Origin of the sequence: Mesobacillus foraminis (assembly GCF_004340465.1) — a bacterium.
Classification (GTDB): domain Bacteria; phylum Bacillota; class Bacilli; order Bacillales; family Cytobacillaceae; genus Mesobacillus_B; species Mesobacillus_B foraminis.
Genome location: NZ_SLVV01000005.1, coordinates 242,917 through 256,558, shown reverse-complemented (window position 1 = coordinate 256,558; position 13,642 = coordinate 242,917). Strand labels below are relative to the sequence as shown.

At 44.4% G+C, this 13,642-nt stretch carries 13 protein-coding genes; all 13 read left to right on the top strand.

From position 1 onward, the window contains the following. Positions 1–110 precede the first annotated feature (110 nt). Entirely contained in the window at positions 111–380 is a 270-nt protein-coding gene (gene rpsO, locus EV146_RS10095; RefSeq protein ID WP_132005444.1) for a 30S ribosomal protein S15, read from the top strand. A gap of 310 nt (positions 381–690) precedes the next feature. Next, positions 691–2,811, top strand: coding sequence for a polyribonucleotide nucleotidyltransferase (gene pnp / locus EV146_RS10090; RefSeq protein ID WP_121609217.1), 2,121 nt, complete (start codon positions 691–693; stop codon positions 2,809–2,811). 129 nt (positions 2,812–2,940) lie between these two features. Next, positions 2,941–3,900: a polysaccharide deacetylase family protein gene (locus EV146_RS10085; RefSeq protein WP_132005441.1), complete on the top strand. Its 960-nt coding sequence runs from the start codon at positions 2,941–2,943 to the stop codon at positions 3,898–3,900. Between the two features lie 91 nt (positions 3,901–3,991). Beyond that, on the top strand, positions 3,992–5,224 hold the full coding sequence (locus EV146_RS10080; protein WP_132005438.1) for a M16 family metallopeptidase: 1,233 nt from the start codon (positions 3,992–3,994) through the stop codon (positions 5,222–5,224). A gap of 112 nt (positions 5,225–5,336) precedes the next feature. Then, entirely contained in the window at positions 5,337–5,579 is a 243-nt protein-coding gene (locus EV146_RS10075) for a YlmC/YmxH family sporulation protein (protein ID WP_121609215.1), read from the top strand. 150 nt (positions 5,580–5,729) lie between these two features. After that, the gene (gene dpaA, locus EV146_RS10070; protein WP_132005435.1) at positions 5,730–6,626 is read left to right on the top strand and encodes a dipicolinic acid synthetase subunit A; all 897 of its coding nucleotides are present in this window, start codon (positions 5,730–5,732) and stop codon (positions 6,624–6,626) included. A 3-nt stretch (positions 6,627–6,629) separates the two neighbouring features. After that, a complete protein-coding gene (locus EV146_RS10065) occupies positions 6,630–7,229 on the top strand; it encodes a dipicolinate synthase subunit B (protein ID WP_121609213.1) in 600 nt (199 codons plus the stop codon). 212 nt (positions 7,230–7,441) lie between these two features. Then, on the top strand, positions 7,442–8,491 hold the full coding sequence (gene asd / locus EV146_RS10060) for an aspartate-semialdehyde dehydrogenase (RefSeq protein WP_132005432.1): 1,050 nt from the start codon (positions 7,442–7,444) through the stop codon (positions 8,489–8,491). Positions 8,492–8,549: 58 nt separating this feature from the next. Beyond that, positions 8,550–9,794 carry an aspartate kinase gene (dapG, locus tag EV146_RS10055; RefSeq protein ID WP_132005429.1) on the top strand — a complete coding sequence of 415 codons (1,245 nt, stop codon included), beginning with the start codon at positions 8,550–8,552 and terminating at the stop codon, positions 9,792–9,794. Between the two features lie 15 nt (positions 9,795–9,809). Further along, the gene (gene dapA, locus EV146_RS10050) at positions 9,810–10,679 is read left to right on the top strand and encodes a 4-hydroxy-tetrahydrodipicolinate synthase (protein WP_132005426.1); all 870 of its coding nucleotides are present in this window, start codon (positions 9,810–9,812) and stop codon (positions 10,677–10,679) included. Between the two features lie 163 nt (positions 10,680–10,842). After that, positions 10,843–12,513, top strand: a complete 1,671-nt coding sequence (locus tag EV146_RS10045; protein WP_121609209.1) for a ribonuclease J — start codon at positions 10,843–10,845, stop codon at positions 12,511–12,513. Between the two features lie 159 nt (positions 12,514–12,672). Then, on the top strand, positions 12,673–13,410 hold the full coding sequence (locus EV146_RS10040; RefSeq protein WP_121609208.1) for a ClpP family protease: 738 nt from the start codon (positions 12,673–12,675) through the stop codon (positions 13,408–13,410). Positions 13,411–13,421: 11 nt separating this feature from the next. Beyond that, positions 13,422–13,619, top strand: coding sequence for a YlzJ-like family protein (locus EV146_RS10035; protein ID WP_241993882.1), 198 nt, complete (start codon positions 13,422–13,424; stop codon positions 13,617–13,619). Positions 13,620–13,642: the final 23 nt, after the last annotated feature.

Sequence of the window (13,642 nt, the reverse complement as noted above, 5' to 3'; positions counted from 1 at the left end):
TTTAAAGAAAAGGTGTATTCTTATTAACGTATTAAATAGAACCTTTGCTTGGCAAGTCGAGTCACCGACGCTTGCTCGGTAACAGGGGATCACATTAGGAGGTGAACCGGATGGCAATCACAAAAGAACGCAAAAACGAACTTATCGCTGAATTCAAGACTCACGAAAGTGATACTGGATCTCCAGAAGTTCAAATCGCTGTCCTAACAGAAGAAATCAATAGCTTGAACGAGCATTTGCGCGTTCATAAGAAGGACCACCACTCACGTCGCGGTCTATTAAAAATGGTAGGTAAACGTCGTAACCTTTTGACTTACCTGCGTAACAAGGACGTTTCACGTTACCGTGAATTAATCAACAAGCTTGGTTTACGTCGATAATTAACAAAAGCGGGATTTTTTCCCGCTTTTTTATTGTGTAAGAAAGTTAATTCAGTATAAAATTATATACATATTCCTCCCTGCTTATGAGGGATGTTTTTTCTGTACATAATAAATGATAAAGCATTCCAAAGGACAGGCTTTTATATGCCTAAGCTCTTAGGAGAATTTGTTTCATTTCCACCGAAAAAGGTATATTTCGAATAAGACAGCGTTTCATGCTGAAAAGATACATGAGGAATAAAGCGTATTCCGTCATAAAAAGCATGGGTGCTGTTAAAAGGATACAGGTAAGAGAGGGGCTTAATGAATGGAACAAGGAAAACAGATATTTTCAATTGACTGGGCCGGCCGCCAACTAAGCGTTGAAATCGGACAGCTTGCCAAGCAGGCTAATGGCGCAGTATTAGTACGCTATGGTGATACGGCAGTTTTAAGTACAGCTACAGCTTCAAAGGAACCAAAGAATTTGGATTTCTTTCCGCTCACAGTAAATTACGAGGAGCGTCTTTATGCTGTAGGAAAGATTCCGGGAGGATTTATCAAAAGAGAAGGCCGGCCAAGTGAAAAGGCCATATTGGCAAGCCGCCTGATCGACCGTCCAATTCGTCCATTATTTGCTGATGGATTCAGAAATGATGTACAGGTTATTTCAATTGTCATGAGTGTAGACCAGAATTGTCCTTCCGAAATGGCAGCGATGCTGGGATCATCTCTTGCCCTGTCTGTATCAGATATCCCGTTTGAAGGTCCAATTGCCGGAGTTATTGTTGGCCGGGTTGATGGCAAGTTCATTATTAACCCAACTGTAGAAGAAACGGAAAAGAGCGATATGCATTTAACCGTTGCAGGTACAAAGGATGCCATTAACATGGTTGAGGCCGGGGCAGAAGAAGTGCCTGAAGAAGTGATGCTGGAAGCAATTATGTTTGGCCATGATGAAATCAAGCGCCTTATTGCCTTCCAGGAGGAAGTAGTTGCAAAGGTCGGCAAGGAAAAGATGGATATCACCCTGTTTGAACTTGATAAAGAGTTAGAAGCAGAGGTTAGAAACAAATGTGAACAGGATATGATTGCAGCCATCCAGGTAAAGGAAAAGCATGCCAGGGAAGATGCGATCAAGGAAGTCAAGAATCGTGTAATTTCTGAATATGAGGAAGAAGCAATCGAAGAAGCCGACTTGAAAATGATTAAGCAAATCCTTGATAAAATTGTTAAGGGTGAAGTGCGCCGGCTGATCACTGAGGAGAAAGTGCGCCCGGATGGACGCGGACTGGAGGAAATCCGTCCTTTATCATCCGAGGTTGGCCTGCTTCCGCGCACACACGGTTCCGGGTTGTTTACAAGAGGACAAACCCAGGCATTGAGCATCTGTACCCTTGGAGCGATGGGAGATGTGCAAATTCTTGACGGCTTGGGACTGGAAGAGGAAAAACGCTTTATGCATCATTATAACTTCCCTCAATTCTCTGTAGGGGAAACAGGTCCAATCCGCGGTCCAGGCCGCAGGGAAATCGGGCACGGGGCACTTGGTGAGCGCGCGTTGGAAGTCGTCATTCCATCTGAAAAGGATTTTCCTTACACAATCCGCCTTGTCTCAGAGGTACTGGAGTCAAATGGATCCACTTCCCAGGCGAGCATCTGTGCCAGCACGCTGGCAATGATGGACGCCGGAGTGCCGTTAAAGGCACCGGTTGCCGGTATCGCGATGGGATTGATTAAGTCTGGAGAACATTATTCCATCCTGACAGATATTCAAGGTATGGAGGATCACCTTGGAGATATGGACTTTAAGGTTGCTGGAACCGCTAAAGGGGTAACTGCTCTCCAAATGGACATCAAGATCGAGGGACTTTCCCGTGAAATTTTAGAGGAAGCACTTCAGCAGGCGAAAATAGGCCGGATGCAGATTCTAGAATCCATGCTTGCAACCATCTCCGAGCCGCGGGGCCAGCTATCCAAATATGCTCCAAAAATCTTGACTATGACAATCAATCCGGACAAGATCAGGGACGTAATTGGACCAAGCGGCAAGCAGATTAACAAAATCATTGAAGAAACTGGAGTCAAGATTGATATTGAGCAGGATGGTACTGTCTTTATTGCTTCAGTCAATGACGAAATGAACCAAAAGGCTAAGCGGATCATTGAAGACATTATCCGTGAAGTGGAAGTCGGCCAAATGTATCTTGGAAAAGTAAAGCGCATTGAGAAATTTGGTGCTTTCGTGGAAATATTTAATGGCAAAGATGGCCTCGTTCATATTTCCGAGCTTGCTGAAGAGCGTGTAGGCAAGGTTGAAGATGTCGTCAAGATTGGTGACGAGCTCCTGGTAAAAGTCACTGAAATTGACAGGCAAGGCCGTGTAAATCTTAGCCGAAAAGCGGTGCTCAAGGAACAGCGTGAAAAAGCGGAGCAAAATAACAGTTAAAAGCAGTCAGGGGCAACCCCTGGCTTTTTTTATATCTAAAGGCAGGCCGTTCTACCATCTCCTTCCGCCACATAGTCTATAAAGAGATAATGGACAAGGCGATTGTGGCTATTGTAAGGAGGCAAAGGGATGAAAAAATTATTTGGAGCAGCAGTTATGCTGGCCGGTGCGTGGCTGTTGGTAAGTAATCCGTTTTCCCATCAATATATAACATATTTAAAATCTGAATCCGTTCCCGTATCAATGCATAAGGATTCACTTTACAGGGAATTAGAAACTAAAGCCCCAGATTATGAAATTAAGCCAGTAGATGCCAGGATTGATTCAGTGTGGAAAGCGATTCCCGGCTATAATGGCTTGAAAGTGAATATTGGCAAGTCCTATGACAAAATGAAAAGGGAAGGCAGATTTGAAGCGGATTTACTTGTTTTCGAAGAGATAAAACCACAGGTCCACTTAAGCGACCTTCCTGCTTCACCCATTTATAGAGGAAATCCGGAAAAGCCAATGGTCAGCTTTATCATCAATGTGGCCTGGGGGAACGAATATTTGTCTGACATGCTCGCAACCTTAAAGAAACATCATGTTTATGCTACCTTCTTCCTGGAAGGCAGATGGGCTAAAAATAATCCGGAGCTGGTAAAGATGATCGTAGATGCGGGACATGAGGTAGGGAACCACTCATTTTCACATCCGGATATGAGAAGCCTGCAGGCTGCCGCGATTCACGATGAAATAAAAAAAACCAATGATGTAATTGAGGCTACAACAGGCAGGAAAGCGCGTTGGTTTGGTCCGCCGAGCGGGAGTTTTAAAGAGGAAGTAGTCAAAATTGCTGCTGTGCATCAATTAGGTACCGTATTATGGAGCATTGACACCATCGACTGGAAAAAACCGACTCCAGATGAATTGAATCAGCGTGTATTAGGAAAACTCCATAATGGCGCAATGATTTTAATGCATCCGACAGATTCAACCGAAAAAGCACTGGAAACCATGGTTTTAGGTATAAAGGAAAAACACCTGGAAATTGGAACAGTTTCGGAAATGCTGAGTGAAAAGCGAATTTTACACAAAAAAGCAAAATAATAATCTTCATTTTGGAAAAAGTAACAAAAATGAAATATACTTAGGAATTGCAGGAATAGTTTTAGCAACTGGTTCCAGAGGAGGAATTTATTTGATTAAGAAGTATACATGCCAAAACGGAGTACGGATTGTTCTTGAACAAATTCCCACAGTCCGTTCAGTTGCCATCGGTGTATGGATTGGAACAGGTTCCCGTAATGAAGTTCCAGGCAACAATGGGATTTCCCATTTCCTTGAACATATGTTTTTCAAGGGAACAAAAACAAGGTCGGCAAGGGAAATTGCTGAATCCTTTGACAGTATTGGCGGACAGGTGAATGCGTTCACCTCCAAAGAATATACATGCTATTATGCAAAGGTGCTGGATACTCATTCCCAGTATGCACTTGAAATACTTGCAGATATGTTCTTCAATTCCACCTTCGTATCAGAAGAGCTGGATAAAGAAAAAAATGTAGTGTACGAAGAAATCAAAATGTATGAAGACACACCTGATGACATTGTGCATGATCTATTAAGCAAAGCGATCTACAATGATCATTCCCTTGGGTACCCGATTCTTGGTACAGAAGAGACATTAACGACTTTTACAGGGGATACGCTCAATCATTATATGCATGACACGTATACGCCTGAGAACGTTGTTATTTCAATTGCCGGGAACGTGCCAGAAACATTCATTACAAACGTTGAGAAATTGTTTGGCGCCTACGAGGCAGGAAAAGAAGAAATTCAGTACCACAAGCCTTCTTTTCATTCAAACCGTGTTTCCCGAAAGAAGGAAACGGAGCAAGCTCACCTTTGTATTGGATTTGAGGGTCTTCAAATCGGCCATCAGGATATCTACAGCCTCATCGTTCTGAATAATGTGCTTGGAGGCAGCATGAGCAGCCGTTTATTCCAGGAGGTAAGGGAACAGCGAGGATTAGCCTATTCCGTATTTTCCTACCATTCTGCATACAGGGACAGCGGGGTAGTCACCATATATGGCGGAACGGGGGCTAAACAGCTGGATGTTCTGTATGAAACGATTCAGGACACCCTTGCGAAGCTCAAGCAGGAAGGCATTACAGATAAGGAACTTAACAACAGCAAGGAACAATTAAAAGGAAGCTTGATGCTAAGCTTGGAGAGCACTAACAGCCGTATGAGCCGGAACGGAAAAAATGAATTGCTGCTTGGCCGCCATCGTTCATTGGATGAAATTGTCGAGCAGATTGACGATGTAACAAAAGACAGTGTGAACGGGCTTACAAACAGCATTTTCACTGAAAATTACTCTGTCGCTCTCATCAGTCCGGACGGGGAGCTTCCTAATAGCTGATATAGAATAAAAAAACAGTCTGTCATCCGGCAGACTGTTTTTTATGTTCCCGATTCTAAAAGCCGTTGAAGACGATACATATATAGTAAGGATGCAGAAATGGGGGAGAAGCATGAGGCTTAGTGATTTGGGAGGGAAGGAAATTGTTGATGTCAAGAAGGCTGAGAGGCTGGGTGTTCTGGGACAGACCGATCTGGAAATAAATGAGCGGACCGGGCAGGTGGAAGCACTCGTCATTCCATCAGTCAAGTGGTTCGGCCTCAAGAGGCAGGGAGGGGAATTGAGGGTTCCGTGGAGACATATTAAGAAGATTGGCACCGACATGGTGATTATCGATATACCTGAGGACGACTAAAGCTGGCGCATGCCGGCTTTTTTTTATTTGGGGAAGGATTTTTCATGGGGGCTGCCAGAAAAACTCACCATCTATTGCCGGCCGACATATTATGTGGGAGTAGTTAAAAAAAATTCCTGTTCGACTATTAAAAAGAAGGTGATTATTCTCATGCTGACAGGAATGCAGATCGCTGTCATCGGCGGTGATGCCAGGCAGCTGGAGATTATCCGCAAGCTGACAGAGCGCGATGCCAAGCTGTCGCTGATTGGGTTTGAACAACTGGATCACGCTTTTACAGGAGCAACAAAAGAAAAGATTGATGAATTGGATTTTTCAGTGCAGGATGCACTTATATTGCCGGTTCCCGGAACAAATTTAACAGGACAGGTCGAGACTATTTTTTCGAGTGAGAAAGTCATTCTTACTGAAGATATGCTAAAAAAGCTGCCGCCACACGCAGTTATTTATTCAGGAATCAGCAACAAATACCTGGATGAAATCACCAAGAAGGCCAACCGCCGACTCGTCCAGCTTTTTGAACGTGATGATGTAGCCATTTATAATTCAATTCCAACAGTAGAAGGGACCATTATGATGGTGATTCAGCACACGGATTTTACCATTCACGGTTCCAAGATCGCGGTTTTGGGTCTTGGAAGGGTTGGGGTAACTGTTGCGCGGACATTCCATGCTCTTGGTGCGAAAGTAATGGTCGGAGCCAGGAAAAGTGAACACTTGGCAAGGATTACCGAAATGGGGCATACCCCGTTCCATCTTAACGACATTGAAACTGCGGTTAAAGATATTGATATATGCATTAATACCATTCCGCATCCGATTGTAACGGCGGCAGTTATTTCAAAGATGCCGGCCCACACCCTGATTATTGATTTAGCCTCCAAGCCAGGAGGCACCGATTTTCGTTATGCAGAAAAGCGAGGAATCAAAGCTTTGCTCGCACCCGGCCTCCCAGGGATTGTCGCTCCAAAGACGGCGGGCCAGATTCTCGCAAAAGTTCTGATTAAGCTTCTTAGCGAAGATATGAGGAATAGGAAGGAGAGTTAAAACATGAGCTTAAAAGGAGTTAGAATCGGCTTTGGATTAACGGGATCCCATTGTACCTATGATGCAGTTTTCCCAGAGATTGAGAAACTAGTCAATGAAGGGGCAGAAGTTGTGCCTGTCGTGACAGCCACGGTTAAAGGGACAACGACCCGCTTTGGCAAAGGGGAGGACTGGGTTCAAAGGATAGAAGACTTGACGGGAAATAAAGTTATTGATTCAATTGTAAAGGCGGAGCCTCTGGGTCCCAAAATGCCGCTCGACTGTATGGTCATCTCGCCCATGACTGGAGTTTCGATGAGCAAGTTTGCCAATGCCATGAATGATTCTCCCGTTTTAATGGCGGCAAAAGCCACCTTGAGGAATTCAAAACCAATTGTTCTTGGAATTTCTACGAACGATGCACTGGGTTTAAATGGGGTCAATCTCATGAGGCTGATGGCGACAAAGAACGTATACTTCATTCCATTCGGCCAGGATGACCCTGAGAAAAAACCAAACTCACTTGTTGCCAGAATGGGATTGACAAGAGATACCATTGTGGCAGCACTGAATGGAAGGCAGTTTCAGCCGGTGATTGTGGAAAGATTCAGAGATCCCGAATAGGTTGACTTGCCATTGGAAAGCTGTTTTTATCATTGGTATACTTTATTCAGGCAGAGAATTAATTCTTTCTTTCCTTCGCAGTTTATTATGATAAAATAAATGAAAATATAAAATTGGCAGATTGATTTATTTTAAAGTTGTCTGCCTCTTATTACTTATTACAATCTGGCAACTAGCCAGCTTAAAACTATCTTTGGAAGGGGAAACAGCAAATGCCGCAAGAGAGAGGATTCCATGTAGCAGTGGTCGGAGCAACTGGAGCAGTAGGCCAGCAAATGATTCAAACTTTAGAAAACCGTGATTTTCCTATATCAAAATTATCACTGCTTTCGTCTGCACGTTCAGCTGGCAAGAAAGCAGTATATAAAGGGCAGGAAATAACAGTAGAGGAAGCGACGCCAGAAAGCTTTGAGGGCGTTGATATAGCATTATTCAGTGCAGGCGGAAGTGTATCTAAAGCGCTGGCTCCGGAGGCCGTAAAGCGGGGAGCCATCGTAGTGGATAACACTAGTGCATTCCGTATGGATGAAAATGTACCGCTAGTGGTTCCGGAAGTAAATGCTTCCGATTTGCACAATCATAACGGAATCATTGCAAATCCAAACTGTTCAACAATCCAAATGGTAGTCGCTCTTGAACCATTGAGCCAGAAATTCGGTTTAAAGAAAGTGATCGTGTCAACTTACCAGGCAGTATCAGGTGCCGGTGCAGCAGCAGTGGCAGAGCTTAATGACCAAACACGTGCAATCCTTGATGGCAAGGAAGCCGAACCAAAAATTCTTCCGGTCGGTTCTGGGGAAAAACATTACCAGATTGCTTTTAATGCCATACCGCAAATTGACAAATTTGAAGAGAATGGGTTCACATTCGAAGAAATGAAAATGATCAATGAAACCAAGAAAATCATGCATCTACCAGAACTTCAGGTGGCTGCAACCTGTGTGCGCCTTCCAGTAGGAACGGGACATTCGGAATCTGTATACTTTGAAATTGATGCAGAGGGCATCAGTGCAGAAGAAGTTAAAAGTCTTGTGGGGGACGCCCCTGGTGTCGTCCTTCAGGATAACCCTTCCGAGCAGCTTTATCCAATGCCTGCCTATTGTGTAGGTAAGAATGACGTCTTCGTTGGCCGGATTCGCAAAGATCTTGATAATGAAAACGGCTTCCATATGTGGGTTGTATCAGACAACCTCCTGAAGGGTGCAGCATGGAATTCAGTTCAGATCGCTGAAACCCTCATAGATCTTGGGTTAGTAAAATAATCATCTTCCTGATGGATAGATAGAAACAGAATTAGAGAGTAGTCTCAGAGGTGTAGTAATGAAAATAATCGTCCAAAAATTTGGCGGTACATCAGTCCGTGATGACGAGAGCCGAACACATGCCATTAAACATATTAAACAAGCCATTTCTGAAGGATACAAGGTGGTGGTTGTCGTATCGGCTATGGGAAGGAAAGGGGAGCCATATGCGACCGATACACTTCTTTCCCTTGTCGGCGGAAATGTCAGCGGACTAAAGCCAAGAGAGTATGACCTTCTGCTCTCTTGCGGAGAAATTATTTCAAGTGTGGTTTTTACAAACAAACTTCACGAAAGCGGAATAACAGCGACAGCACTTACAGGTTCGCAGGCAGGATTTTTAACCAATGCCGAGCATACGGGTGCCAAAATTCTTGAAATGAAATGTGACCGGCTCCTTCAGGAACTGGAGGAAGTGGAAGTGGTGGTTGTTGCAGGATTCCAGGGCGCTGCCCCCAATGGCGACATCACTACGATTGGCAGGGGTGGAAGTGACACCTCGGCAGCTGCACTTGGATCAGCCCTAAATGCGGATTACATCGATATCTTCACGGATGTTGAAGGGATTATGACTGCCGATCCAAGAATTGCTGAAAACGCAAGACCGCTTTCGGTGGTCACTTATACGGAAGTCTGCAATTTGGCCTATCAAGGGGCAAAGGTCATCCATCCGCGTGCAGTGGAAATTGCCATGCAGGCAAAAGTGCCAATCCGGATACGATCAACCTATTCCGAAGGACTGGGAACACTCGTAACGTCCGCCAGCAAACAAAATAAAGGCAGCGACATAAAGGAACGGCCTGTAACTGGAATTGCGCATGTATCCAATGTTACACAAGTAAAGGTATTTGCAAAAAAGGATCAATATAACCTTCAATCAGAAGTTTTTAAAGCGATGGCGAATGAAAATATCTCTGTCGATTTTATCAATATCTCGCCAAAGGGTGTCGTCTATACTGTAACGGAAGAAATGACCGATCGGGCCCTTTCCATTTTAAATTCACTTGGTCATGATCCCCAGATTGAACGAAACTGTGCAAAGGTATCGGTTGTTGGGGCAGGGATGGCAGGAGTACCAGGGGTAACCTCTAAAATTGTTACTGCTCTGACGGAAAAAGGTATCCGGATTCTTCAGTCTGCCGACAGTCATACTACCATCTGGGTACTTGTTAAGGAATCGGATCTTGTTGATGCAGTAAATGCCCTGCATGATGCTTTTCAGCTTGAGACGGCACAGCTGGAATATGAACGGGACGAGATTTAAAAAGGAGAGAAACAAATGGTTCAATTTGGACGGATTTCAACCGCGATGGTCACGCCTTTCGACAATAAAGGTCATATTGACTTTGCAAAGACGACCCAACTGGTCAACCATTTAATTGATAACGGAACAGAATCTCTTGTTGTCGCTGGTACAACAGGAGAATCTCCAACCCTCTCTAAGGAGGAAAAAATCGCTCTGTTCAAACATGTGGTAAAGGTTGTGGATAAGCGCATCCCGGTCATTGCAGGGACAGGAAGCAACAACACGTACGCCACGGTTGAACTTACAAAAAAAGCTGAACAGGTGGGCGTCGATGCTATTATGATCGTCGCTCCATACTATAATAAACCTAACCAGGAAGGGCTTTATCAGCACTTTAAGACTGTGGCGGAAGCCACCAGGCTTCCTGTCATGGTTTATAATATTCCGGGAAGGTCTGTAGTCAATATCCATCCTGATACAATCATCAGGCTTTCTGAAGTTCCAAACATTGTTGCCGTAAAGGAAGCAAGCGGTGATCTCAATGCGGTTACCAGGATTATAGCTAACACTCCGGATGATTTTCTTGTATACAGCGGCGACGATGGTATTACACTTCCAGTACTCGCGATTGGAGGAACTGGGGTAGTATCTGTTGCTTCCCATATCATTGGAAATGAAATGCAGGAGATGGTCAAGGCGTTCCTTGGCGGCCAAAACGAGAAGGCAGCCAGGCTTCATCAGCAGCTGCTTCCAGTAATGCAAGGGCTTTTTTCAGCTCCGAGTCCCGGTCCTGTAAAAACAGCTCTTCAATTAAAAGGGATGAACGTTGGAGGAGTCAGGCTCCCGCTGGTACCATTAACGGAACAGGAAAGGGCTGCACTCGTAAACCTGTTGAATAAATAAGAAAAGAGGATGTCCCATGGGCATTCTCTTTTTCCATTAGAAGAATGAAAGTATTTCTTCCCTCGCAGATTGCGGTTTTAAGTTGTAAAGGATTTCAGCTATCAAGTATAATAACAGTAACTGGTCATGGTCGGCCCAATTCAGCATAGGAGGAACTATACAATTGAATGCGAGAAAAAATGAAAGCATCAGGGTAATAGCTTTGGGCGGAGTCGGTGAAATCGGAAAAAATATGTATCTTACAGAAGTGGACGGAGACATTTTTATCGTGGATGCCGGTCTGAAATACCCGGAGGATGAAATGCTGGGAATTGATGTTGTTATCCCCGATATTTCCTATTTAATCGAAAATAAGGATAGAATTCAGGCAATTTTCCTTACTCATGGACATGAAGATCATATTGGCGCATTGTCTTATCTATTAAAAAAGATAAGGGTGCCTGTTTATGGGACAAAGCTTACGATTGCCTTGGCGAGGGAAAAGATGAAAGAACAGGGATTTGAGGGGAAACCGGACTTCAGGGAAATTCACTCTAATTCCAGGCTCCCTTTCAGGTCAGCTGCGGTGACATTTTTCAAAACTACGCACAGTATTCCAGACTCTGTTGCAGTTTGTATTCACACTTCAGAAGGAGCAATTGTCCATACGGGGGATTTTAAATTTGATCAGGCGGCACCAAAGCTGTATCAATCCGAAATCGGCAAAATGGCCCGCATTGGTGAAAAAGGGGTCCTTTGCCTTTTATCCGACAGCACAAAGGCAGAAAAACCCGGCTACACGACTTCAGAGGCAATGATTGCGAAGGAATACTATGATCATTTTTGCCAGGCGAAGGGAAGAATTATTGCTGCTTGTTTTGCTACTGACCTGAACAGGATCCAGCATATCTTTAACTGTGCCAGGGACAGTCAGAGAAAGGTAGCCATTATCGGGAAAAGTTTAAGGCGTACTATAGAGCTTGCAGTTGATCTGGGCTATCTCGCCACGGATGAGGATACGATTTATACCCTTAATGAAATGAAGCAAATTCCGGAAGATGAAAAGGTCATCTTAATTTCCGGAAATCAGGGTGAACCAATAGAAGCCCTTCAAAAGATGGCAAGGCAGTCCCATCCTCAAACCAATATTATGGCTGGGGACACAGTCCTGATTCCGGAATCGCCATTGAAAAACAATGAGGTATTCCATAATAAGACGGTTGATATGCTCTTTAGAGCGGGGGCAAATGTCATTTTTGGAAAAAGGGAACTCCAGATATCCAGCCACGGAAGTCAGGAAGAGCTGAAGTTTATGATCAATTTAATGAATCCTAAATTTTTTATTCCTGTCCATGGGGAATATAAAATGCTGAAAGCGCATAGTTCGGTGGCGAAGGATTGCGGCATTCCCGAAAGCCGGATCCACATCCCTGACCGCGGGGATGTCATTGATTTAATGAATGACAGAATACGATCAACAGACCGGGTGACTGCAGGCAATGTCCTGATTGACGGCATCGGGGTAGGGGATGTAGGGAATATCGTCCTCAGGGACAGAAAGCTGCTTTCCCAAGACGGTGTCTTAATTGTCGTTGTTACCCTGAATAAATCGGAACGCAGGATCGCTGCCGGTCCGGAAATCATCTCCCGCGGCTTCGTCTATGTCCGTGAATCGGAAAAGCTTATGGATGAATCGGGGGATCTCGTAAAAGAGATTGTCGAGAGAGTCCTTGCCAGGGAATCCTTTGATTGGGCAGGATTGAAACAGGATATGAGAGAAGCACTTAGCCATTATTTATATGAAAAAACAAAGCGTCGGCCAATGATCATGCCCATATTAATGGAGGTAAGGTAAAGATTCGCTTGCCGTACCATTCTTAATTAATAAAATTCATGGTTCCTTAAGGCACCCGGTACACGGGTGTCTTTTGCGTTCAAAATTCTCCCTATTCCGCATGAAACGGCTGGGAAAGTCCATACTAAAATCATCATGCATGTAGGGGGTAAAATCAGAATGCAAATGAATGAGGTTAATCCAGAAAAACAAGAGGGGCAGAAAGATGAGAAGTCCTCTTCTTTAATTGAGAAAATTCAGCAGCTCGGTCAGACGAATGTACCTCAATTATCACAGGATTCAAAAATTCACTGTTTGACAATTGTCGGCCAAATCGAAGGCCATGTGCAGCTCCCACCGCACAATAAAACAACCAAGTATGAACATATCATTCCACAGTTGGTGGCAATCGAACAGAACCCAAACATCGAGGGACTGATGGTCATCCTTAATACGGTCGGTGGAGATGTCGAAGCAGGCCTGGCGATTTCGGAAATGATCTCATCGTTGTCCAAACCGACTGTGTCTATTGTTCTTGGAGGAGGCCACTCCATAGGTGTACCGATTGCCGTTTCCTGTAATTATTCGTTTATTGCTGATACGGCGACGATGACCATCCATCCGATCAGGCTGACTGGCCTCGTCATCGGTGTGCCGCAAACCTTTGAGTACCTTGATAAGATGCAGGAGCGGGTAATCCGGTTCGTTACCAAACATTCCAATATAACGGAAGATACCTTCAAAGATTTAATGTTTGCAAAAGGCAACCTGACCAGGGATATTGGAACGAATGTAATCGGACCTGATGCTGTTGACACCGGCCTGATTGACGAGGTGGGCGGACTGGGCCAGGCGATGAAGAAGCTGAATGAGTTAATCGAGCTGAATAAGGAAAGAAAAGAAGGGATCGTTCAATGATCTTGTACACCATGATGCCACAGGAACTTATTTATCCTCATGAGGAGGAAAAGGCTTCTCCGGGGCTAATGGTATCCTACAATGGGATTCCAGTTCTCGCTGAGCAAGAAGACGGTTTTAATTATCGGATTGTTCGAGTCATGAGTACAGATCCCGCCCACTTTTTAGAGCCCAACTGCACGCCAGGAACAAAATTTTCCCTGTCCTAGAACAAATGTTTGACAATAATATG